The sequence below is a fragment of the Streptomyces sp. bgisy159 genome (genome assembly GCF_057707805.1).
The window spans coordinates 227,778-249,726 of the sequence record NZ_JBYIQX010000005.1 but is presented as its reverse complement, the minus strand read 5'-3'; the positions used below and the strand labels follow the sequence as shown (position 1 = coordinate 249,726).

General features: G+C 73.6%; 26 protein-coding genes and 1 tRNA gene. 16 read left to right on the top strand and 11 right to left on the bottom strand.

Annotated elements, in window-relative coordinates; translation table 11 throughout:
• Positions 1-28 precede the first annotated feature (28 nt).
• The 11 genes from AC3ET3_RS08160 to AC3ET3_RS08110 all read left to right on the top strand — a co-directional run bounded on the left by AC3ET3_RS08160 (position 29) and on the right by AC3ET3_RS08110 (position 5,520).
• Positions 29-187, top strand: a complete 159-nt coding sequence (locus AC3ET3_RS08160; protein ID WP_435611896.1) for a hypothetical protein — start codon at positions 29-31, stop codon at positions 185-187.
• Positions 187-852, top strand: a complete 666-nt coding sequence (locus tag AC3ET3_RS08155) for a DUF2637 domain-containing protein (protein ID WP_435611895.1) — start codon at positions 187-189, stop codon at positions 850-852. The genes AC3ET3_RS08160 and AC3ET3_RS08155 overlap by 1 nt, the downstream gene beginning before the upstream one ends.
• A gap of 16 nt (positions 853-868) precedes the next feature.
• Complete coding sequence (locus AC3ET3_RS08150) at positions 869-1,057, top strand: hypothetical protein (protein WP_435611894.1); 189 nt, start codon at positions 869-871, stop codon at positions 1,055-1,057.
• A 5-nt stretch (positions 1,058-1,062) separates the two neighbouring features.
• Complete coding sequence (locus tag AC3ET3_RS08145) at positions 1,063-1,254, top strand: mobile element transfer protein (RefSeq protein WP_161368208.1); 192 nt, start codon at positions 1,063-1,065, stop codon at positions 1,252-1,254.
• Positions 1,255-1,265: 11 nt separating this feature from the next.
• Positions 1,266-1,424 carry a hypothetical protein gene (locus tag AC3ET3_RS08140; protein WP_107055801.1) on the top strand — a complete coding sequence of 53 codons (159 nt, stop codon included), beginning with the start codon at positions 1,266-1,268 and terminating at the stop codon, positions 1,422-1,424.
• Positions 1,425-1,443: 19 nt separating this feature from the next.
• Positions 1,444-1,752, top strand: coding sequence for a SpdD-like protein (locus tag AC3ET3_RS08135; RefSeq protein ID WP_435611893.1), 309 nt, complete (start codon positions 1,444-1,446; stop codon positions 1,750-1,752).
• Between the two features lie 96 nt (positions 1,753-1,848).
• Positions 1,849-2,400, top strand: a complete 552-nt coding sequence (locus AC3ET3_RS08130; RefSeq protein ID WP_435611892.1) for a GGDEF domain-containing protein — start codon at positions 1,849-1,851, stop codon at positions 2,398-2,400.
• Positions 2,401-2,485: 85 nt separating this feature from the next.
• Positions 2,486-2,671 carry a hypothetical protein gene (locus AC3ET3_RS08125; protein ID WP_435611891.1) on the top strand — a complete coding sequence of 62 codons (186 nt, stop codon included), beginning with the start codon at positions 2,486-2,488 and terminating at the stop codon, positions 2,669-2,671.
• Positions 2,664-4,040 carry a replication initiator protein RepSA gene (gene repSA, locus AC3ET3_RS08120; RefSeq protein WP_435611890.1) on the top strand — a complete coding sequence of 459 codons (1,377 nt, stop codon included), beginning with the start codon at positions 2,664-2,666 and terminating at the stop codon, positions 4,038-4,040. The genes AC3ET3_RS08125 and repSA overlap by 8 nt, the downstream gene beginning before the upstream one ends.
• Before the next feature lie 2 nt (positions 4,041-4,042).
• A complete protein-coding gene (locus tag AC3ET3_RS08115) occupies positions 4,043-4,240 on the top strand; it encodes a helix-turn-helix transcriptional regulator (RefSeq protein WP_031017537.1) in 198 nt (65 codons plus the stop codon).
• Positions 4,240-5,520 carry a tyrosine-type recombinase/integrase gene (locus AC3ET3_RS08110; protein WP_435611889.1) on the top strand — a complete coding sequence of 427 codons (1,281 nt, stop codon included), beginning with the start codon at positions 4,240-4,242 and terminating at the stop codon, positions 5,518-5,520. Before AC3ET3_RS08115 ends, AC3ET3_RS08110 begins: the two co-directional genes overlap by 1 nt.
• 434 nt (positions 5,521-5,954) lie before the next feature.
• On the opposite strand, the gene AC3ET3_RS08105 is transcribed toward AC3ET3_RS08110, so the two are convergent.
• The 4 genes from AC3ET3_RS08105 to AC3ET3_RS08090 form a co-directional block, all read right to left on the bottom strand.
• Positions 5,955-7,343 (bottom strand): TQXA domain-containing protein, encoded by a 1,389-nt coding sequence (locus AC3ET3_RS08105; protein ID WP_432133073.1) that lies wholly within the window; start codon positions 7,341-7,343, stop codon positions 5,955-5,957.
• 272 nt (positions 7,344-7,615) lie between these two features.
• The gene (locus AC3ET3_RS08100; protein ID WP_432133074.1) at positions 7,616-8,167 is read right to left on the bottom strand and encodes a single-stranded DNA-binding protein; all 552 of its coding nucleotides are present in this window, start codon (positions 8,165-8,167) and stop codon (positions 7,616-7,618) included.
• A gap of 305 nt (positions 8,168-8,472) precedes the next feature.
• Positions 8,473-10,632: a GTPase gene (locus AC3ET3_RS08095; RefSeq protein WP_432133075.1), complete on the bottom strand. Its 2,160-nt coding sequence runs from the start codon at positions 10,630-10,632 to the stop codon at positions 8,473-8,475.
• A 3-nt stretch (positions 10,633-10,635) separates the two neighbouring features.
• The gene (locus tag AC3ET3_RS08090) at positions 10,636-12,243 is read right to left on the bottom strand and encodes a dynamin family protein (RefSeq protein WP_435611888.1); all 1,608 of its coding nucleotides are present in this window, start codon (positions 12,241-12,243) and stop codon (positions 10,636-10,638) included.
• Positions 12,244-12,564: 321 nt separating this feature from the next.
• Here AC3ET3_RS08090 and AC3ET3_RS08085 point away from each other — a divergent pair.
• Positions 12,565-12,637, top strand: a tRNA-Arg gene (locus AC3ET3_RS08085).
• 202 nt (positions 12,638-12,839) lie between these two features.
• Here the strand turns inward: AC3ET3_RS08085 and AC3ET3_RS08080 are convergent.
• On the bottom strand, positions 12,840-13,061 hold the full coding sequence (locus AC3ET3_RS08080; RefSeq protein WP_432133079.1) for a GntR family transcriptional regulator: 222 nt from the start codon (positions 13,059-13,061) through the stop codon (positions 12,840-12,842).
• 399 nt (positions 13,062-13,460) lie between these two features.
• Between AC3ET3_RS08080 and AC3ET3_RS08075 the strand changes: the two genes are divergently transcribed.
• The 3 genes from AC3ET3_RS08075 to AC3ET3_RS08065 all read left to right on the top strand — a co-directional run bounded on the left by AC3ET3_RS08075 (position 13,461) and on the right by AC3ET3_RS08065 (position 14,637).
• Positions 13,461-13,814 (top strand): hypothetical protein, encoded by a 354-nt coding sequence (locus tag AC3ET3_RS08075; protein ID WP_435611887.1) that lies wholly within the window; start codon positions 13,461-13,463, stop codon positions 13,812-13,814.
• A complete protein-coding gene (locus tag AC3ET3_RS08070) occupies positions 13,811-14,020 on the top strand; it encodes a hypothetical protein (protein ID WP_435611886.1) in 210 nt (69 codons plus the stop codon). The genes AC3ET3_RS08075 and AC3ET3_RS08070 overlap by 4 nt, the downstream gene beginning before the upstream one ends.
• 203 nt (positions 14,021-14,223) lie before the next feature.
• A complete protein-coding gene (locus tag AC3ET3_RS08065) occupies positions 14,224-14,637 on the top strand; it encodes a hypothetical protein (RefSeq protein ID WP_432158461.1) in 414 nt (137 codons plus the stop codon).
• Here the strand turns inward: AC3ET3_RS08065 and AC3ET3_RS08060 are convergent.
• The 4 genes from AC3ET3_RS08060 to AC3ET3_RS08045 all read right to left on the bottom strand — a co-directional run bounded on the left by AC3ET3_RS08060 (position 14,579) and on the right by AC3ET3_RS08045 (position 18,938).
• On the bottom strand, positions 14,579-15,931 hold the full coding sequence (locus AC3ET3_RS08060; RefSeq protein WP_435611885.1) for an MFS transporter: 1,353 nt from the start codon (positions 15,929-15,931) through the stop codon (positions 14,579-14,581). The two genes, AC3ET3_RS08065 and AC3ET3_RS08060, sit on opposite strands and share 59 nt — an antisense overlap.
• Before the next feature lie 5 nt (positions 15,932-15,936).
• The gene (locus AC3ET3_RS08055; RefSeq protein WP_432158459.1) at positions 15,937-16,164 is read right to left on the bottom strand and encodes an acyl-CoA carboxylase subunit epsilon; all 228 of its coding nucleotides are present in this window, start codon (positions 16,162-16,164) and stop codon (positions 15,937-15,939) included.
• A complete protein-coding gene (locus tag AC3ET3_RS08050) occupies positions 16,161-17,738 on the bottom strand; it encodes an acyl-CoA carboxylase subunit beta (RefSeq protein ID WP_435611884.1) in 1,578 nt (525 codons plus the stop codon). The genes AC3ET3_RS08055 and AC3ET3_RS08050 overlap by 4 nt, the downstream gene beginning before the upstream one ends.
• Positions 17,739-17,996: 258 nt before the next feature.
• Positions 17,997-18,938, bottom strand: a complete 942-nt coding sequence (locus AC3ET3_RS08045; protein WP_432158457.1) for an MBL fold metallo-hydrolase — start codon at positions 18,936-18,938, stop codon at positions 17,997-17,999.
• Positions 18,939-19,128: 190 nt separating this feature from the next.
• Between AC3ET3_RS08045 and AC3ET3_RS08040 the strand changes: the two genes are divergently transcribed.
• Positions 19,129-19,869 (top strand): SDR family oxidoreductase, encoded by a 741-nt coding sequence (locus AC3ET3_RS08040; RefSeq protein ID WP_432158456.1) that lies wholly within the window; start codon positions 19,129-19,131, stop codon positions 19,867-19,869.
• Between the two features lie 250 nt (positions 19,870-20,119).
• Here AC3ET3_RS08040 and metF read toward each other — a convergent pair whose 3' ends face one another.
• Positions 20,120-20,968, bottom strand: coding sequence for a methylenetetrahydrofolate reductase [NAD(P)H] (gene metF, locus AC3ET3_RS08035; protein ID WP_432158455.1), 849 nt, complete (start codon positions 20,966-20,968; stop codon positions 20,120-20,122).
• Complete coding sequence (locus AC3ET3_RS08030) at positions 20,965-21,948, bottom strand: carbohydrate kinase family protein (protein WP_432158454.1); 984 nt, start codon at positions 21,946-21,948, stop codon at positions 20,965-20,967. The genes metF and AC3ET3_RS08030 overlap by 4 nt, the downstream gene beginning before the upstream one ends.
• Position 21,949: the final 1 nt, after the last annotated feature.

The window sequence follows — 21,949 nt, the reverse complement described above, 5'->3', positions numbered from 1 at the left end:
ACACCGACTCCGAGGAGGAGTGACCGCCATGTGCCCCGACTGCGAGGACTTCGCCCGCACCGTCCTGCTCCTGGGCCAACTCGCCCTCTACGCCGACACCATCGGCGCTGACCTCGAGTTCGTCGACGCCGTCAGTCCTTCCCTGGCCGCTTCGCTCCCCGAGCCGCCGACGGGTGAGGAGTCCTGATGGCCGCCCGTCCCGGCCTGCGCGTCGACGCAGTCCTGGTCCAGGCCGTCATCGCCGGAGCCCTGTCCTTCGCCCACCTGCGCGACCTGGCCGCCGCTGCCGGACAGGACGGCTGGAAGGCCTGGGCCTACCCGGTCAGCGTGGACCTGCTCCTGGTCGCGGCCTGGCGGCGGCTGCGCAGTGAGGGTCCGTCGCGGCTGGCCTGGTGCTGGTTCATCATCGCGCTGTTCGCCTCGCTCGGCGCGAACGTCGCCACCGCCGGGTTCCTCGACCTGGCCGACCCGCCCGCCCTGCTCCGCCTCGGCATCGCCGGATGGCCCGCCCTCGCCTTCCTGGGCGGCACCCTCCTCGCCCACTCCAGCAGGCACCAGCCGACAACCCCGCCGGCCCCGGCCCCGGAACCCGAGCCCGAACCCGAGCCGGTCACCACGACGACCGAGCCCGAGTCGGACCGCGCCGTGGCCCCGGCCGATGAGCCCTCGGCGCTCCCGGCCCCCGAGCCGACTCCCGCGCCCGCGGTTCCGGCCGTCCTCCTCGACCACGCCCGCAAGGTCGCCGCCGACTACCGCACCCGCACCGGCGCCCCGATCGACACCGACACCCTGCGCGCCCGCCTCGGCGTCCCGCCTCACCTCGCCGACGCCATCGCCGCCCAGCTCGCCTGACAGGAAGGAACGACAGATGACCTCCGACCCCGCCGACCTGACCGCCGCCGACTACCTCGACAGCGCCCGCGAGATGACCGCCGCCGACCGGCCCTACCTCGCCCACCTGCTCGCCGAGGAAGCCGCACAGCGCACCACCGACCCGGCTACCGCCGCCGGTATCCGCGCCACCTTCCCCGACCCGACCACCACCCGGAGGGACTGACCGCCATGCCCGCCCGCGACCACTTCCACTCCGTGATGCGGATCGGCCCGGTGCAGATCGGCACCCACCGCGACCGCCACGGCCAGACCAAGTACGCCGCCGTGTGCACCGCCGACCGCTGCGGCTGGTCCGCCGACTACTCCAGCCAGTCCGCCGCCCAGCTCGCCGCCCGCACCCACCGCTGCCGCGTCCGCTAGGAGACACCGCCATGGAAGTCCCGCTCTGGTTCGCCCTCGCCGTCGTCGGCTACCTCGGCGTCAAGTTTCTCCGCCCGCCCTGGTGGCTCGTCGCCGTCCTCCTCCTGGGCGGCTACCTCCTCGCCGACAGCGTCCTGGCCCCCGCTATCGACACCGCCCTCACCAAGTAGCCGCGAAGGGAGAACCGCCATGTTCCGCCCGAAGATCCCGACCATGCCCATGCCGACCGGGCTCGTCTCCCCGCCCGCCGTCGTCGAGCCGACCACCGTTGCCCAGCACCACCCGACGCCCGCCCCGGCCCCGGTCGCTTCGGCCCGCCCGACTGTCCAGCTCACCCCCGGTGCCGTCCTCGCCCTCGTCGGCGGCGGTACGGCCGTGGTCCTGGTCGTCGGCGCCGTCCTGGTCTCGATGCTCCTGGCCGTCGCCATCACGGGCGCGTCCGTCGCCGTCTGCGCGCTGGTCGTCCGCTCGCTCATCGCCTCGCAGCACCGCCGCTGAGCGGTTCCAGGGGCGACGCACAAGCCGCCAAGCACGCCGCCGCTCCTGGGACCGGGTTCCGCCCACACCAACCGCCATCGACAAGGGGACAAGGTCATGGACCTGCACATAGCCGCGAGCATCGTGCCGTTACTCGGCTGGGCCGTGCACGGGGGCATCCTCACCCGCCGTCTCGCCCGCGCCCGCCGCGACCCGCTCACTGGCCTGCACACCCGCGCCGGATGGACCGCCCGCGCCGAACACCTCGTCCGCCGGCACCCGAACGCCGCCGTGCTCCTGGTCGACCTCGACCACTTCAAGAACCTGAACGACACCCACGGCCACGCCGCCGGGGACGCCGCCCTCGCCGCCACCGCCGACCGGCTGCGCGCCTGGTGCGGACACAACGGCACCGCCGGACGCCTGGGCGGGGACGAATTCGTCGCCGTGATCCGGGACCTGGCCGCCGTCGACCTCGACGCGCTCACCGCCGCACTGCACCGGCCGCTGCCCTACGACGGGACGTTGCTCCCGCTGGCCGCCTCGGTCGGCGTCTGCCCCGTCGCGGAGCTGGCGGTGCCGCTCCTCACGGACGCGCTCTCCGCCGCCGACGCGGCCATGTACGCGACCAAGGGCCGCACCCGCCGTGGCTCCCGCACCACTCGCTGACCGGCCACCGGGTGGCGCACAAGCCGCCAAGCACGCCGCCACCCGGGGCCGTTCCTTCCAACCGCAATCGAAAGGAACCACCATCATGGCCCACCCCACCACACCCCCGCCGAGGATCTGCCCGGCCTGCGACGGCTTCGCCTCCGTCGCCATCACCCTCGGCGGCCGCGACCACCGCGGCCACCTGCGCACCATCACCGCGCACTGCCCGGCCTGCCAGGGCACCGGCACCACCCCCGCCCGCCGCTCCCGGGAGGGTGCCCGTGCCTGAGCAGCTGCTCGACCCGACCACCCTCGGCGACCTGCTGAGGGTGGCTTCGGCCGCTGACTACCACCGCTGGCACGAACAGATCCGCCGCACCGGCGGCTGCGCCGACCCCATCCACCTGACCGGCTGGACCCTCACCAAGGACAAGACGACCGGCGAGACCCTGCACCACTACTCCACCGAGGGCGAACCCGGCGGACGCCTCCGCCTCGCCTGCGGCAACCGCCGCGCCTCCCGCTGCCCCTCCTGCGCCTGGACCTACGCGGGCGACACCTACCACCTCATCCGCGCCGGCCTCGCCGGGGACGACCGTCGCGACATCCCCGCCACCGTCCGCGACCACCCCCGCGTCTTCGCCACCCTCACCGCCCCCTCCTTCGGCCCCGTGCACAACCGGCCCGACCGGGGCGTCTGCCGCTGCGGCACCCGCCACGCCGCCGACGATCCCGCCCTGGGTACGGCCCTCGACCCGGAGACGTACGACTACGCGGGCGCGGTGCTGTTCAACAACCACGCCGGACAGCTCTGGCAGCGCTTCACCAACCGGCTCCGCCGCGAAGTCGCCGCCCGCGCCGGCCTCTCGCAACGGGCACTGAAAGAGTGCGCCCGGCTCTCCTACGGCAAGGTCGCCGAGTTCCAGAAACGCGGAGCCCTGCACTTCCATGCCGTGATCCGCCTCGACGGACCCGACGGCCCCGCTACCCCGCCCCCGGCCTGGGCCACGGTCGGCCTCCTCACCGACGCCATCCGGGCCGCCGCCGCGCACTCCTACACCTCGGTCTCCGTCCCGGCCGTCGCCGGCCAACCGGGCCGGATCTTCCGTTGGGGCACCCAGCTCGACGTCCGCCCGGTCAAGGCCTTCGGTGACGGCTCCGACATCACCGAACAGGCCGTCGCCTCCTACGTCGCCAAGTACGCCACCAAAGCCGCCGAGAACACCGGCACCCTCGACCGCCGCATCGGCGAACTCTCCGAACTCGACCGCCACGACGTCCCCGACCACACCCGCCGTCTCATCAAAGCCTGCAAGGAACTCGACCCGCTCTACCCCGACCGCCGCCTGTGGGCCTGGGCCCACATGCTCGGCTTCCGCGGCCACTTCTCCTCCAAGTCCCGCCGCTACTCCACCACTCTCGGCACCCTCCGCCAGGCACGCGCCGACTACCGCGCCGCCCAGGAACACGCCGCCCTCGGCCTCGACGACGCCGAGCCGGACACCGTCCTGGTCCTCGCCGACTGGCAGTACGCCGGACACGGCCACACCCCCGGCGAATCCGTCCTCGCCGCCACCATCGCCCGCGACCTCCAACTCAACCGGGAAACCGCTCGCGAAGCACTACGCGATGAACTCGCCGACGAAAGGGAGTACTGACCATGGCCTCGGAGCTGCCGAACCGGTTCCTGACTCCTGAGGACCTGGTCGAGATGTTCGAGCTGCCCAGCGTCGAGACGGTCTACCAGTGGCGCCGCAAGCGCACCGGTCCCCGCGGCTTCCGCGTCGGCCGGCATCTCCGCTTCGACCCGACCGATGTACGGGCCTGGGTCGACTCCCAGATCGGGGAGGCTGCCTGATGGCCGGACACGTGCAGGACCGCTGGTACCGGACCGAGGTCGGCCCGGACGGCAAGACCCGCAAGGTGAAGACCGAGCGGCACGGCCTCGGGATGCGCTACCGGGCCCGCTATATCGGCCCGGACGGCACGGAGAAGTCCAAGAGCTTCCCGGACAAGCAGAAGCGCTTGGCCGACACCTGGCTGACCAACATCGAAGCGGACATGGCGCGCGGGCAGTACATCGACCCGAGGGCAGCACGGGTCACCTTCCGCGAGTACACGGACCGCTGGCTGGCCGCACTGACCACCGACCTCACGAGCCGGGCCGCCGTCGAAGGCAGGCTGCGCCTTCACGCGCTGCCGTACCTCGGCACACGCCCCATCGGCTCGTTCCAACCCGAGCACATCCGCGACTGGAACCGCCAGCTCGAAGACTCCGTGACGTCCGCCCAGTACCGGCGCCTCATCTTCGACGCGGTGTCCTCCGTCCTCAACGCGGCCGTGGATGACCGCCTCCTGGCCTCGAACCCCTGCCGGGCACGATCGGTCAAGGCACCTCGCCCCGCGCCGTCACGCGTCCATCCGTGGTCCGCCGATCAGGTCTTCGGCGTGCGCGCCGGTCTTCCCGAGCGGTACCAGGCCATGGTCGACCTGGGTGCGGGGTGCGGACTGCGGCAGGGCGAGATCTTCGGCCTGGCCGTCGACAACATCGGTGATCTCGGCTGGCTCTACGTCCGTCAGCAGGTCAAGAAGGTGCGCGGCACGCTCGTCTTCGCGCCACCCAAGCGCGGCAAGCTCCGTGACGTGCCCCTCGATCCTGAGGTGTCGACGGCGCTCCGCGAGCACATGGCGGCCTTCCCACCCGTCGACGTGACGCTGCCCTGGCTCACCCCGACCGGCCCCAAGGTCACGCACCGGCTCCTCTTCACGAGTGGCATCGGCGCGGCCATCTGGAGCCAGGCGTTCAACGACCAGGCATGGAAACCCGCGCTCGCGTCCGCCGGCATCATCCCGGCCCCCGAGAAGGGCAAACGCTACGCCGCCGCCCGCGAGCACGGCATGCACGCCCTGCGGCACTTCTACGCCTCGGTCCTCCTGGACGCCGGGGAGAGCATCAAGGCCCTGAGCCTCTACCTCGGCCACAGCGACCCGGGCTTCACGCTCCGCGTCTACACGCACCTCATGCCGTCCAGCGAGACCCGCACCCGGAAAGCCATCTCCGCGATGTACCGGGCCGCCGGACACGCTCATGACGGCCCAGAGACGCCCGACGGCCCAGAGGCGGCCCAGGCTGCCTGACACGGCCCCTCATCGGCGACGAAACCGCTGGTGAGGGGCCTTTTCATGCCCTCTCGCGGTAAGTAACACCCCATCTTGCCGGATCGCCACCCCTGGGGGGAAACCCGTATGGGCCTGGGGTCCTGACCTGGGACTTCCCGCTGCGGCTCAGGGGGCTCGACTGTCCTGGCAGGCACCGACGAGTGGCCTCGTGCGCTGGTGATGCGCTCGGGCCCGGTCGCGCCGTGCCGGCCGCCGCCTCGTCCGACGAGCCCCTGCGCCTGCATCGGCCTGGTCCTTACCAGGGAGGTCGCGGCCTGGTTCGAGGCACTGGCCGCAGAGGACTGGGACAGCGCCGAGCAGGTGGAAAACCCCACCGACATGCTGGCGGCCACGCGCCCGACGCTCGGCCGCCCACTGGCCGGTCGGTGGCCGACTGCGCGGGGTCGCAGACTCTACGAGTGCTGTTCCCTGCGGCGCAGGAGGAGCAGGACCGCTCCGCCGATCAGGACCAGGCCGATGGCCGTGCCGGCGATCAGCGGGGTCAGGCCGGTGGTGCCGGTCTGGGCCAGGTCGGCGTCGGGCGGGGTGCCCGCCGTGACGGGGGTGGGCTCGCTGACCGTCTGGGTGGTCAGGCCGGTGGTGTCGGCCTGGATCCGGCAGTCGAGGACGCCGGTGAACCGCTGCCCGGCGATGGTGAAGTCGTAGGACTGGTCCTCCTGGAGCGGGATCGTCACCGTGCGGGTCTCGTCGGCGGCGATGGCGTACTCGGTGCCCATCAGCGTGAACGTGAAGACCTCGTCGCCGTTGTTGACGACGGTCAGGTCCAGGCCGCCCTTGGCGCAGTTCTTCCGCGCGGACAGGGCCGGTATCGCCCCCTGCCCCGCCCAGCTCGCGGTGGCCGTCGCCGAGACGGTCGACGCGCTGGAACCCGCGAGGATCTGGGTCTGGCTGCGGCTCTCGGAGGTGAACGCCCGGCCGACCGGGACCGTCGTGGACGCCTGGACGGTCAGCTGGGCGGACCCGTCGGGCGCGTCGGCGGGGACGTCGAAGTAGAGCCGACTGCCGTTCGCGGCGGCCGAGAGCGCCTTGCCGGCCTGGTCCACGACACGCACCCCGCTGGTGGCCGCGTCCACCGGCGGGATCACCGTGACGGCGCTCGCGTCGGTGCGGACGGTCACCGGGCCGATGGGCTCGCCGGGCCGGCCGGAGACGGCGGACGTGTCGAGGCTGAGGGACGCCTCCGGTTCCGGCACGTTCCGCGCGGCCTTGTGGAGGTAGTCCGCGAGCCGCTCGGCCTGCGGGTCCACCGCGTCGACGTCCGCGCCGTCGGAGTAGCGCCAGATCGCGACCTGGGTTCCGGCCGCCGCGTCCTCCTCGGTGAGGCCGCCGGTGATGCCCGCCTTCCTCGCCAGTGAGGCCAGATCGTTGACCTGCGGGTAGGAGTGGCGCAGGATCCACGCGATCCGGCCGGCGTCGGGGTTGGCGCTCAGGGAGCTGCCGCTCCAGGGGGTCTCGTGGTACTTGGCGTCCCGCTGGGTGGGGTTCTGGAGGTCGACGCAGTACGTGCGCAGCGTGCCGCCGCCGTCGACGGACATCTCGAAGAGCCCGGCCGAGATCTCCTGGTCCCCGGTGGCGCCGTGGAGCACGGCGGCGCCGAAGGTCTTCAGGGCGCCCATGGTGGCGGTCGCCCCGGCCTGGTCCGGTGCCGTGCCGGCGGCGGCGGCCGGGCCGGCGGCGGCCAGCGCACCGGCGGCCACGAGCCCGGACACCACGGTCCCGGCGGCGAGGCGGCGGCCCGGGCCCCGCCTGCGTACGGACAGGGCAGAGAACCAAGAAAACACGCAATTCCCCTTCGAGCGGGACCCGTTGACGTGGGGGGAACGGTCCCACCAGCAGAATCGGAAGCCACAGGAGCTATGTCCGGCATCCTAGAGACGCGGCGGACCACGCTTCCCGGTAAGGTCATCCGATAACCGATCCGACTCGGAATCGTTATCCCCAAGATCTCCCGGCAGCGCCCTTGATCTGGGCTTATCGACAAATCCACCCGCGTGTTCCGGGGCGTATGCGCCGATAAGCCGAGCAACGCCTCACCCGGGGCGTGTCGCTGACGTCATGTCACCGACGTCAGGGACCGCCGCCTTGCGCGTTCACCCTCCGGCGCCGGTGCCGCCTCCGCGCCGGCCGACGGTGGCTGCTGCGGCGACGGTTCCCGGCCCGGTTCCGCAGCATCCTGCTCCGCCGCCTGCTGCTCTCGCGCGTCCTGCCCGGCCGCATCCGCTGCGGCCGTCTCCCAGTCGGGCTCCGGAGCCCCGCCGCGGCGGAAGGCGTCCGTGCCGCGCGCCAGGTCGTGGCCGATCGCCACGGCGTCGATGTCGGCGGACGTCCAGGTCTGCCCCTCGCGCACCTCCGAGCGCACCTTCAGCCGGCCCTGGACGATCACCGGTTCGCCGAGCGACACCGACGACTGCACATTGACGGCCAGCTTCCGGTTGGCCCACACCGTGAAGAAGTTGGTGTGGCCGTCCGTCCAGTCGTTCTTCTCCCGGTCCCAGTAGCGGGGGGTCACCGCCAGCCGGAACCGGGCCGACGGCCCGGACGGCAGCTCCCGGTAGACCGGCTGCGTCGCCACGTTCCCCACCGCGCAGATCATCGTCTCGTGCATGGTCGTACATCCCTCCCCCGCCCGGGCGGGGCCCGCTCCGGGCGGACACGCCGACGGGCCCGTCCCGTACGGCTGCGTCCGCCGTGGCGGCCCGCCTTCGCCTCGCGGGCCACCACGGCTTCGCCGCGACCGCTTCCGTCGCGATCGCCGCGAAGCCAGACTGCCGCCGTCGGGCCGGGCCCGCCGAGCGCTGTGGACGAACTCCGATCTGTGGAAAAAGTCCTCACCCGGACGAGGGACCCGCGTCGCCGACCACCGTCGCCCACCCCGGTGGGCGACGGCCGGCAGCCCCGGGGGGCCGCCGTTCACCGCACTCCGGCCCCCGCGCCCACGACACGCCCGTACTGCTCCCGCACCTCCCGGTACCGCAGCAGCTCCGACGCCACGGGGTCGAGCACCCGGGCCCGGCCGCACCCGGCGGCCGCCTCCCTCAGACGCCGCTCCGCGTCCTGGCCGTACCGCCGGGCGGGACCGCGGGCCGCCATCCGGCAGCTCCACTCCACCAACGGTCCTCCGACGATCCCCGCCAGCATCAGCAGCACCGGCACTCCGAGGTTCGGCGCCATGACCCCGGCGATCTGCCCCACCAGCCACAGGCCGCCCACGACCTGAAGGAGCGTCATCGACGCCTGTACGAGGACCGCGACCGGCCACCATCCGGGCCGCGGCGGCCGTCCCGGAAGCAGCCCGGCGCGGACCGACAGGGCGTCCAGCGCCTCCGGCAGGCCCTGCGCCCCGCGTACGGCGGCCTCGCGCACCGCCTGCGCCCAGGGGGCGGGCAGGCCGGCCGAGGCGCTGTCGGCCACCGTGCGCACGGCCTGTTCCACGCGCTGACGGGCCGTCGCCTCCTCGTCGGCCTGGATGCGCACCGGGAGCCGGCCCGTCGGGGGGTCGCGGCGGTCCTGGTACCAGCGCCACAGCCGCAGCCAGGGCGTGCCGCAGGCGCGGTTGGCGTTGCGCAGCCAGGCCCGCTCGGCGGCCTCCCCGGCAGCGATGGCGCCGACCGCGTCCGCGAGCCTGGCCGAGAACTCCTCGCGCGCCTCCTCGCTGAGGCCCGCGCGCCGCCCCGTGGCGTAGACCGGCCACAGCCGGACCGCCGCCGCGTCGACGTCGGCCGAGACCCGGCGGGCCGGGGCGCCGCGCTCGGTGACGAACTGGCCGAGCAGTTCGCGCAGTTCGCCCACGCCGTCACCGGTGAGCGCGGACAGCGCCAGCACGGTGGCACCGGGTTCGCCGTACTCGCCGAGCGCGACGCCGTCCTCGTCGAGCAGCCGCCGCAGGTCGTCGAGGACCAGGTCGGCGGCCTCGCCGGGCAGCCGGTCGACCTGGTTGAGGACGATGAACATGACCTCCGCGTGTCCGGCCATGGGGCGCAGATAGCGTTCGTGGAGGACGGCGTCGGCGTACTTCTCGGGGTCGACGACCCAGATGACGGCGTCGACGAGGGCCAGGACGCGGTCGACCTGTTCGCGGTGCTGCACGGCCGCCGAGTCGTGGTCGGGCAGGTCCACGAGGACGAGTCCGCGCAGCTGCGCCTCCGCCTCGGGGCTCTGCACGGGGCGCCGCCGCAGCCGGCCCGGGATGCCCAGGCGGTCGATGAGGGCCGACGCGCCGTCGCTCCAGCTGCACGCGATGGGCGCGGCGGTGGTGGGCCGCCGTACCCCCGTCTCGGAGATCGGCACGCCGGCGAGTGCGTTGAAGAGCTGCGACTTGCCGCTTCCGGTGGCGCCCGCGATGGCGACGACGGTGTGCTGCCCGGAGAGCCGGTGCCGGGCCGCCGCCTCGTCCAGGACGCGTCCGGCCTCGGCGAGGGTCCTGCTGTCCAGGCGGGCTCGGGAGAGCCCCACGAGTTCGCGCAGCGCGTCGAGCCGGGAGCGCAGCGGGGCGTCGTACGCCAGGGTGGGCGCGGGTGCCGGCGTCGCGTTCCGGGCCTCGGTCACGGCCGGGGGGTGCTTGACGCCGACGGCCTCGTTCACCCGGCGTGCGATCAGTCCGTCGTCCCAGTCCCCGGCCGCCTCGGCGGGAGGGTCGTCCGTACGGCGGGGGGAGGTGCCGTCGGCCCGCACGCGCGCGTGGGCTTGGTCGCCACGCACGCGCGCGGGGCGGTCGTCGGGGGCGGCCTGCCGTGAGCGGCTGTCCGACGCGGAACCGGGGGCGGAATCGGCGTCGGCGTGGGGGGCGTCCGGGTCGGACCGGGCGGTCCTGGCGACCGCCCGCTCGCCCGCACGTGCGCCGGCTTGCTGCCCCGCCCGTCCGCCCGTCCGTTCGCTCGGGGAGGGCTCGTCGGGGCCGCGCTCCTCAGCGGTGCCGCTCTCGGCGCCGGTCTCCTCGGCGTCACCCTCGTGGTCCGGCCGGTGGCCGCGGACGTCGGCGTGCGCCTCGGCCGCGGGCTGCCCGGCCGGTTCGGCCTGCCCGGTCCGTTCCGTCGGGCCGTGGTCGTGGTCCTGGTCGGTGGCGGCGGTCACCGGTCACCTCTCCTTCTGCAGTACGGACAGCGCGGCGATGAGTTCGGCCTGGGGCTCGGCGTGGACGTCGAGGGCGTCGAGCGGGGCGAGCCGGCGCTCCCTCTCGGCGCTCATCACCCGGTCAAGATGCTCGGTGAGCAGCCGCCCGCCCCGGTCGCGCAGCCGCAGCGCGCCGTGGGCGCCGAGGCGCTCGGCGAGGCCCTCGCCGGCGGCGCGTGCCCGGCGGCCGCCCAGCAGCGCGGTGGCGACGAGGGCGGTGATCGCCTCGGGGTCCGGCGCGGTGCCGCGCTCCAGCTCGCGCACCTCGTCCTCGGCGTGCTCCTCCAGCTCGCGCAGCCAGCGTCGGACGGCCAGGCCGATGCGGTGCTCGGCGCCGTCCGGTGCGGCGCCCCGGTCGCGCAGCTCCGGGGCATCGGCCGCCGGCTCGCGGCGCCAGGCGTCGTGGACCCGTTCGTCGGCGGCCGTGACGGCGCACAGCAGCAGTGCGGCGAGGCTCTCCACCAGGGCGTCGAGGAGTTCACCGGCAGTGCAGTCGAGGGGGAAGGCGCGCCAGCGCTTGAGGGCGTCGCCGGCGAGTACGGCGCCGCTCTGGAGCCGGCCGCGCACGCGCGCGTACTCGCTGTCGTAGGCGCTGTCGACGGCGGCGGTCAGGCGCAGCGCGGCGGCGTACTGGGCAGCGGCGGCGCCGGCCAGCTCGGGCATACGGGACTTCAGGGAGTCGAGCACGCCGTAGGCGGTACGGGCCATGGCGTGCTGTCGGGAGCCGGGGTCCTGGGCGTGGTGGACGAGCCAGGTGCGCAGGGAGGCCACGGCGCTGGCGGGGAGCAGCCCGCCGCCCCAGGCGGACTCGGGCAGCTCGGGCACGGTGAACCGGGGTACGTCGCCGAGGCCGGCCTTGGCGAGCAGGGCGCCGTACTGCCGGGAGACCTCGGAGACCACCTGGTGGGGGACGCGGTCGAGGACGGTGACGAGGGTGGCGTCGTACTCCTTGGCGGTGCGCAGCAGGTGCCAGGGGACGGCGTCGGCGTAGCGGGAGGCGGTGGTGACCATGATCCAGACATCGGCGGCGCAGATCAGCTCGGCGGCGAGGATCCGGTTGTCGGCGACGAGGGAGTCGATGTCGGGCGCGTCGAGGAGGGCGAGGCCGGGCGGGAGGGTGTCGGCGGTCTCGATGCGCAGGACGCGGCGGGGGTCCTCACCGGGCAGCAGGAGGTCGTCCCGGACGTCCCGCTGGGGCGTGCACACGCGCGTGAGGTCGGGCAGCACGCGCATGCCGCTGAACCAGTGCTGGTCCTCCGGGTGGCAGACCAGCACCGGGGTGCGGGTGGTCGGCCGCAGCACACCGGCTTCGCTGACGCGGCGTCCCACGAGGGAGTTGACCAGGGTGGACTTTCCGGCACCGGTCGATCCGCCGACGACGACCATGAGTGGCGCCTCGGGCTGTCTGAGCCGTGGCACCAGGTAGTCGTCGAGCTGGGCGAGCAGTTCGTCGCGGTTGGCACGCGCGCGTGGGGCGCCCGCCAGAGGCAGCGGGAAGCGTGCGGCGGCGACACGGTCGCGCAGCGCGGAGAGTGCGTCGAGCAGTTGAGGCCGTACGTCCAAGGTCACCACATGCGAAGAATGCCCAATTTCGGGGTAATTATGAAGCATATGAGCATGCCTGCGCGCCGACCGGACACAACGGACGGAAGGGGTGAGCGGGACAGCGGCATAGGCCAGGCATAACGAGTGCACAACACCCGTGGACCCAGACGCCAAAAGCGATGCACGATTCGTACCTGCCTGCGATTATCAGGACCGCTTCACCGAACCTCCACATCAAGCCACGGAGGCGAAGCGACAGGGGCAAGGATGCGGGAGCCCTATCCTTGTCCCCGGCGTCGTCACGGACCGGCCCACACCCGGCCCCCACGCACGAGGCCACCACACCCGGCCCCCGTAGCTCAGTGGATAGAGCAGGCGCCTTCTAAGCGCTTGGCCGCAGGTTCGAGTCCTGCCGGGGGCGCACATCACCGGTCCGGCAGTTGGGCCAGGTGAGTCGCCGAGTCCCTCGCGCCCAGCTCTCACGAGAGAGCCACGGGCGTGACGCGGAGGCCCGAGCAATATGCCGAACCGCCGTGTGACTGACGCCGGTTACGGCAACACCCGCCGGCGAGAACGGGAAGGCCGGTGGGGACAGCCGACGTCCCGCACCGCACCGCACCTCGTCACTTCACGAACGATCCCTGGCCCAGCACGGTGTAGAGCCGCCCCTCTTCCCTGAGAGCGGCCACAGCCTTCTGCACCGTCGAGGGCGCTACATCCAGTTCAGCCGCCAGCTCGTTGACGGCAGGGAAACGCTCGCCGGGCGGGTACTGTCCCGCGTCGAGCCGTCTCCTCAGCTCATCCGCCACCTGGGGCCAGACAGGCACCGAACGGTCAAGATCCATGCCACGAGCATCCGCGTATCTCCGGGATCACGCGACCGCGTATACGCGAATATGCGTATACTTCAGCGAAACCCCTGAGTCGGCGGCTGCGGGCAGCGAAGACCCCCGCGACCGACGCGAACCGGCCCGGGGGCATGGCCCTCAACCCCAGGAGGAAGCGCCGCGCCCCGTGCGTGCCGACTGAGCGCGCCTTTGCGGATGCACCCGCCGAGCCCGTGGGTGTGGCGCATCCCCTCCCCGCTCACCGCGTCCCGCCGTCGTCGTCAACGCCGACGGCTCCCCGCTCATCCGCCCCTACCTCATCGCCTGCGAGCGAGAGCAGGAGCGCCTTCGGCGGCCCGACCGGCGCGGCGTGGTCACCCTGGCGACCGTCGGCGTCGGCTTCCCCGGGGTGACGGCATGAGCAGCACCTCCCGCTCACACCTTCGCCTGCTGCCGTTCCGTGGAGCGGAGGGCAAGCGCGCGCATCTGGTCACCGACGGCACGGAGACGTTCCTGTCCCGACTCGCCGACGACCTGGAGACTCAGCAGATCGAGACGGCCACGGTGGTCCGGGACCTGGCCCACTCGGTGATCGCGGACCAGGTGGAGCCCAGCCCCGACGAGCTTCGCCTCGTCGTGCGTGGCCTGTGCGAGGCGGTCACCGACCTGCTCACCATCGCCGAGAGCCGGGGCCTGCGCGTACCCGCGTACGAGGACACCGACGACACGACGAGCAGCGACGCGGGCATCGAAGAGGGCGAGGGCGAGTGACCATCGACATGTCCCCCGCCCAAGCCGCGTTCGGGGCCCTCGGAGAGCATTGCGCCACCTGCGAGACCTGCACGGCGGTGAACCCGGACGGCTCCAACGCGAACCTTTCCTGCGCGACCGCCGAGCGGCTGTACCAGCTGCACGCGGACGCTCGTCGAGCCACGTCCCTCGCCGGATCCACGGCCGCCGGCGAGCCGCATTCATGACGGTGGGCCACGGAGCGCCTCCCTGCCTCCGCGGGCGGCTCTCCGTGGTCCCGGCGCCGTCCCTGTCAGCAAGGCCGCGTCCCGCCGGAGGAGTTCGAAGGACGCGTCGGCGCTTCGGCAGCAGGCATAGCGGTGGCCGACGGTCGCATGCGACGCTGCGTCCACTCTGGTGAGGAGGTCGTCGAGTGGTCCACGCGGAGCCCATGGCACGCCACACCGTGGCGCCGGCCGTCCGTGAGCTGATGGGGCGGCACTCCAAGCACCACCCGCTCAACACCACCGTCAGCCTCGGCGGGGACAACTTCACGCTGTGTGCCCACATACGGGTGCGGTGGCTGACGGACGACCAGGTGAGGGTGTCGGTGGCCTGTTGGTCCGTCAGTACGGACATGGCGCGATACTTCGGCGGGCGTCCGCCGACGGATGACGAATACCGTCTCCACCCGTACGGCACGGCCACCCCGGACGAAGCCTTCACCGGCCGTGTGACCGGCCACCTGGCGACCTGCATGCACGCCCTCGACTCCCCTCAGCCGGACGACGACGGGCACCTCGCCATCACCGTGCCGTCGGTTCCTCCTGGCCTCCCATCGGATCAGGCCGAGGCAGGGCGGTGAAGGTACGACCGTCACCATCACCGTCACCGGCAATGGACAGGGGCCAGAGGTTCGAGTCCGGCCGGGGGCGCTCCGCCTTCTCGGTCGAGGACCGGGTGCGGCGCGTGCCCGCCCGGTGGAGGCAGAGGGCTGTGACGGCGGCGGTCAGGGAGAGCGTGCCGCCGGTCCAGAGTGCGGCGCGGGGGCCCAGGAGCTCGATGAGCCGGCTGAGCGGGAGCGAGCCGAGAGGTGCCGCGCCCTGGAGGATCAGCAGGTAGAGGGCGATGACGCGGCCCCGGTAGCGGCGGTCGGTGCCCAGTTGGACGTGGTGGTTGGTGGCCTGCGCGAAGTACGTGGCCGTGAAGCCGACGGCGGCCAGCGCCGGCAGCGTCGAGGCGAACGTGGGCGTCAGGCCCGCCCCGGTCTCGCACAGGCCGAAGGCCGTCGCCGCGCCGATGACCACACCGGCCCGGGGGCGGCCCGTACGGGCCGTCGTCACGAGGGCCGCCGCCAGGGAACCGGCGGCCACCGCCGAGGTCAGCAGGCCGAACGACTCGGCTCCCACCCCGAACTCCGTCTTCGCCAGCAGCGGCAGCGCCAGCTGGAAGTTGAAGCCGAACAGGCACACGCAGGCCAGCAGCGTCAGGGGCAGCAGGAGGTCGCGGCGGCCGCGGACGTGGGCCAGGCCGTCCCGCACACCACCGGTCCGCCGGGGCCGGGGGCCTGGCGGGCGGTGCAGTTCCGACTCGCGCATCAGCAGCAGGCTCGTCACCGTCGCCGCGTAGCTGACCGCGTTGAGCGCGAACACCGGGACGGGACCGAACCGGCCGATGAGCAGGCCCGCGAGAGCCGGGCCGCCCACCCTCGCCACGTTGAAGTAGGCCCCGCTCAACGCGGAGGCGTTGGGCAGCAGGTCGGGACCGACCATCTCGCCGACGAAGGCCAGGCGCGCGGGACCCTCGACCGCGTTGACCACGCCGATGGCCGCGGCGAAGACGTAGATCTGCCACAGCCGCGGCTGCGCCGCCACGGCCGCGCCGTAGACCAGCGCCGACAGCGCCGCCGCGGTCGCGTTCGCGGCCAGCAGCAGCATCCTGCGGTCCCGTGCGTCGGCCAGCGTGCCACCGTGCAGCGTCAGCAGCAGCACCGGCAGGAACTGCAGCGTGGTGACGACGGCGAGTTGGGTCCCCGAGTCGCCGGACAGCGACAGCACCAGCCAGTCCTGGGCGACGAACATCGTCCAGGTGCCGGTCACCGAGAACAGCTGCCCCACCACGAACAGGCGGAAGTTGCGCACGGCCAGCGAGCGGAACATCCGCGTCAGTACCCGTGGTGGGGGCCGGCCGCCGCCGCGCCCCACCCCACGGCGGCCGCGGGCCGCATCCGCTCGGCCCGCCACCACAGCGCCCGCTCCGCCGCCGGGACGGCGGTGCCGGCGCCGCCGTCGCGGGCCCGCGCCAGCGCCAGCAGCACCGCCGTCACCGCCGCCAGTTCGTCGGCGGTCGGACTGCCCCGCCGTACCCTCAGGCCGGTACCCCGCCCGCTCACTGCGGCTGGTTCCCGTGCTTGCGGCTCGGCAGCGGCGCGTACTTGGTGCGCAGCACGGCCAGGGCGTCGATGAGCCGGGTGCGGGTCTCCGCCGGCTCGATCACATCGTCGACGAGGCCGCGTTCGGCCGCGTAGTACGGGTGCATCAGCTGCTCCCGGTACTCCTCCAGGTAGCGCTTGCGGGCGAGTTCCGGGTCGGGCGCGGCGGCGATCTCCCGGCGGAAGACGACGTCGGCGGCGCCCTCGGCGCCCATCACGGCGATCTCGTTGCCGGGCCACGCCAGGGAGACGTCGCAGCCGATGGAGCGCGAGTCCATGACGATGTACGCGCCGCCGTACGCCTTGCGCAGGATCAGCTGCACCCGGGGAACGGTGGCGTTGCAGTAGGCGTAGAGGAGTTTGGCGCCGTGCCGGATGATGCCGCCGTGCTCCTGGTCCACGCCGGGCAGGAACCCGGGGACGTCGACGAGGGTCACCAGGGGGATGTTGAAGGCGTCGCAGAACTGCACGAAGCGGGCCGCCTTCTCGCTGCCGTCGATGTCGAGGACCCCGGCGAGGGTGGCGGGCTGGTTGGCGACGATCCCGGTCACCTGGCCGTCGAGGCGGGCCAGGGTGCACACCACGTTGGCGGCCCAGCCGGAGTGCACCTCGAAGTGCTCCCCGTGGTCGACGATCTCCTCGATCACCCGGCGCATGTCGTACGGCCGGTGAGGGTCGGCCGGCACCAGGTCGGCCAGCGCTTCGGTGCGCCGGTCCACGGGGTCGGAGGGCGGCTCGGCGGGCGGCTGTTCGCGGTTGTTGCCGGGCAGCAGCGACAGCAGGTGCCGGACGTCGTCCAGGCAGTCGGCCTCGTCGTCGTGGACGAAGCCGGCCACGCCGGACAGGGTGCCGTGCGGATCGGCGCCGCCCAGCGCGTCCTGGGTGATCGTCTCGCCGGTGACCGCCTTGACCACGTCGGGGCCGGTGATGAACATCTGCGAGGTGCCGCGCACCATGAAGACGAAGTCGGTGAGGGCCGGCGAGTAGGCGGCGCCGCCGGCGCACGGGCCCATGATCACGCTGATCTGGGGGATCACCCCGGAGTTGCGGACGTTGCGCTGGAAGATCCCGCCGTAGCCGGCAAGGGCGCTGACGCCCTCCTGGATGCGGGCGCCGGCGCCGTCGCACAGCCCCACCAGCGGCGCTCCGGCCTTCGCGGCCATGTCCATGATCTTGTGGATCTTCTCGGCGTGGGCCTCGCCGAGCGAGCCGCCGAAGACGCGGAAGTCGTGGGCGTAGGCGAACACCACCCGGCCGAACACCCGGCCCCAGCCGGTGATCACCCCGTCGGTGTGCGGCCGCTTGTCCTCCAGTCCGAAGCCGGTGGCCCGGTGCCGGCGCAACCCCTCCACCTCGGTGTACGCCCCGTCGTCGAACAGCAGGGCGAGCCGCTCGCGGGCGGTGAGCTTGCCCTTGGCCCGTTGCGCCTCGGTGGCGCGGTCGCTCGGCCCCCGGTGGACGGCCGCGCGCAGGGCGCGCAGCTCGGCGATCCGGCCCTCGGTGGCCCTGGACGGGTTCTCGTGCACGACGGTCATGACGGCACTGCCCTTTCTTCTGCGCGCTCCGGGGAGCGCTGCGAACGTCGTCGGTTCGGGCTCCGGGTCACATCGACCGCGGGGATGCTCCTGTGGCTGTCAGGCGTGTCGGAGGGAAAGGCTGCTGCGCGTGGCACGCGGGCGGAGGGAAAAGGCTCCTGCGGGTGGCACGCGGGCAGGCAGGAAGGCTCCTGCGGCTGGCACGCGGGCAGGCTCCTGCGGCTGGCACGCGGGCAGGCGGGATGGCTCCTGCGGCTGTCACGCGTGGCAGGCGGGAAGGCCGCCGTGGAAGTCGAGCATCTCGGCGAACGCGCCCATCTCGTCGAGGGGTTCGCCCGGCGCCGCACCGCGCTCCTCCGCCATGGCCCGGACCAGGTTCGGAACCAGGCGTTCCGAGTCGAGCAGGCCGCCCCACTCCCCCAGCCGGGTCTCCCGGGCCGCCTCCAGGGGCGGCACCCCCGCCACCACGGCCTCCTTGGCCAGCTGCTGCACCCAGCGCAGGTAGCGGACGCAGGAGTCGACCGTCTCCGGGCCGCCGACGGGCCCGTGACCCGGCACGACCACCTCGGGCTCCAGGGCCCGCAGCCGGTCCAGGGCGCGCAGGGACCCCGCGACGGACCCCATGAGGCAGAACGGGGTGACACCGTTCATCACGATGTCACCGGTGAACAGCACCCGTTGCCCGGGCAGCCAGACCACGGTGTCGCCGCACGTGTGCGCGGGGCCGGGGTGGATCAGCTCCACGTCCTGGCCGGCCGGCCCGCCGTGCAGGGTGATCCGGTCCGTGTAGGTGAGCTGTGGCAGGACCACCTCCACGGCGCCCCACTCGACGTCGGGCCACAGCCGGGTGAGGCCGAGGCCCGACTTCGCCATGTCGGTGCGGGCGGTCTCGTGGGCGACGACCAGGGCGTCGGGGGCGAAGACGCAGTTGCCGAAGGTGTGGTCGCCGTGCTGGTGGGTGTTGACCACCAGACGCCGGGCGGGACCGCCGAGCCGGTCGGCCCCGGCGCGCAGCCGCCGGGCCCGGGCCAGGGTCGGCGCGGTGTCCACGATCATGGTGGCCGCTTCGCCGCGCAGCACTCCGGCGTTGTTCAGGCACCAGCCGCCGTCCGGCTGGACGAAGGCGTGCACCCCGTCGGCGACCTCCTCGAACCGTGGCTCGTGGGCGCCGCGCGGGCGGCTGTGACCGTACTCGCTCATGGCTCTTCCTCCCGATCCGCGGGTGAGCCAGCCTCCGCCACGGACGTCGAGGACGGTTAGAGACGGGGGTCCGCCCGCACCGGGACGTGAGCGATCCGCGATCCCCGCTCGACGCCCCCTGGACGCCCGCCCCCGAAGCTGGGGCCCGCAGCGCGGCACTCACCCGAGCCGGGCAGGAGGGGGCATGGCCATGAGCGGCACAGCGGTCGTCACGGGAGGCACCCGGGGCGTCGGACTGGCCGTCGCGCACAAGCTGTGTGCGCACGGCACCGACGCGCTGCTGGTGTACGGGCACAGCGACACCGACGCCAAGCAGGCCGTCGAGGCGCTGTCCGGGCTGCCGGGGCGGGCCGAGGCGGTGAAGGCCGACCTGACGGACCCGGGCGGCATGGCGGCCGTGCTCGACCGGGCGCGGCAGCGGTGGCAGGGGCTGGACGTGCTGGTGCACACCGCCGCCGACTGGCGCCCCGCGCCTCTCTCGGGCACCGGGGTCCGCCAGGTGCGGGACGATCTGGCGCTGGCGCTGGCCCCGCTGCTCGGCGCCGTCCCCGCGCTCACCGGCTTGATGCGGGGCCGGGCGGGGCGGATCGTGGCGGTGAGCAGTTCGGGCGGCCGGAGCGTGGTGCCGGCCTATCTGTCCCAGGGGGTGGCGAAGGCGGCGCTGGAGAGCCTGGTGCGCTATCTGGCGGTCGAGTTCGCGCCGCTCGGCGTGACCGTCAACGCCGTGTCCACCGCCAAGCTCGACAAGGGGCCCGGGACGGCGGGGCCGCCGGAGCTGCTCGCCGCGCTGGCCGCGCGGACGCCGGCGGGCCGGCTGACCCGGCCCGAGGACGTCGCCGACGCGGTGTCGCTGCTGTGCCGACCGGAGGCGGGCTGGATCCAGGGCCAGGTCGTCACGGTCGACGGCGGTCTGTCGCTGCTCGCCGGCTGACCCCTTACGGCGCCGCTTGCGCGGGCGCCCCCGACCGCCCACCGGTGCCAGCATCCCCCGTCGGCGCCGGTGGGCTTCCTTTCGGTACCGGCGGCCGGACCTGTTGGGCCCTGCTTCCCTCCGCGACCGGTCTCACTGCTTCCCTCCCGGTCCGTGCGGCCGGACCGGTCCCACCGTACGGCGGCTCTCGGTCGTGCGGCGGGACCTGCCTCACCCCCGGCGACCTGCGGTCCGGACGGCCGGACCGGCCTCACCGCACGGCGAGTCCGGTGACCCGGCGATGGATCTCCAGTGCCGCCGTGGACCGGTTCAGGGTGATGTAGTGCAGGCCGGGCGCGCCCTCCGCGAGGAGCCGTTCGGCCATGGCCGTGGCGTGGGCGACGCCGATGCGTCGGCTCAGCGCCGGGTCGTGGCGGGCCCGCTCCAGCCGGTGGGCGAGGTCCTCGGGGAAGGCCGCGCCCGACAGGGCGGCGAACCGGCGGATCTGGCGGACGTCGGTGGCCGGCATGATCTCCGGGATGATCGGGATGTCGCAGCCCGCGGCGGTGACCCGGTCGCGCAGCCGCAGGTAGTCCTCCACGTGGAAGAACATCTGGGTGATGGCGTAGTCGGCGCCCGCCCGGCACTTGGCGACGAAGTGGCGGATGTCGCTGTCCCAGTCGGGTGAGCGCGGATGCCGTTCCGGGAAGGCCGCCACCCCGATCCGGAAGTCGCCGAGGGAGCGCACGAGCGCGACCAGTTCGGCGGCGTACGTGAACCCCTCGGGGTGCGGGACCCAGGGCCCGCCCGGGTCACCGGGCGGGTCGCCGCGCAGGACGAGGACGTCCCGGATGCCGGCGTCGGCGTACTCGCCGACGATACGGCGCAGTTCGGCGACGGAGTGGCCGACGGCCGTGAGGTGGGCGACCGGGCGCAGGGTGGTCTCGGCGGCGATGCGGCGGGTCACGGCGACGGTGCGCTCCCGTGAGGAGCCGCCCGCCCCGTAGGTGACGGAGACGAAGTCGGGGCGCAGGGCCTCGACACGGCGGAGCGCCTCCCACAGGGTGCGTTCGCCCTGTGCGGTCCGGGGTGGGAAGAACTCGAACGAGAACGTCGTCACCGGGCACCCGCCAGGGGTGCGGCGATCTCGTCCGCCGCGTCGGGCCCGTAGGCGTCCCGGATGCGTTCCAGGAGGGCCGCGGGGTCCGCCGGGTACTCCTGGGTGCCGACGGTCTCCAGCGCGGAGGTGGCCAGGGCGCAGCCCAGCCGGGCGGCGCGGGTGTCCCCGGTGCGCCAGGCGCGGCCGGCCAGGAAGCCGGCGCGGAAGGCGTCGCCCACGCCGGTCGGGTCGACGGCGCGGTCGGTGGGGACGGCCGGGACCCGGATCGGTGCGTGGCCGGCCTGCCGGACCCGGACGCCGGCCGCGCCCAGGGTGGTCACCCAGGTACCGACCCGGCCGAGGATCTGCTGCTCGGTCCAGCCGGTGCGCTCCTGGAGGAGGACCGACTCGTACTCGTTGGTGAACAGCAGCTCCGGGTGGTCCAGCAGGGCGCGTACGTCGGAACGGCCCAGGTGCGCCAGCTGCTGGGAGGGGTCGGCGGCGAACGGGACGCCCCGGGCGATGCACTCCCGGGTGTGGCGGAGCATGGCCTCGGGGTCGTTGGGCGAGACGACCACCAGGTCCAGGCCGCCCGACCGGTCGATCAGCGGGTCGAGGCGGATGTCCCGGGCCTCGGTCATCGCGCCGGCGTAGAAGGTGGCGATCTGGTTGTGCTCGGCGTCCGTGGTGCACACGAAGCGGGCGGTGTGCCGGGTGGCCGAGACGGAGACGGACCCGGTGTCCACCCCGTTGTCCTCCAGCCAGAGCCGGTAGTCGGCGAAGTCGGCGCCCGCGGCGCCCACGAGGTAGGGGGCCAGGCCGAGCCGGCCGAGGCCGAGGGCGATGTTGGCGGCGACCCCGCCGCGGCGGATCTCCAGGTCCTCGGCGAGGAAGGACAGCGAGACCTTGTCCAGGCTGCCGGGGATCAGCTGCTCGGTGAACCGGCCCTGGAAGCGCAGCAGATGGTCGGTGGCGATCGAACCGGTGACGGCGATGCGCATC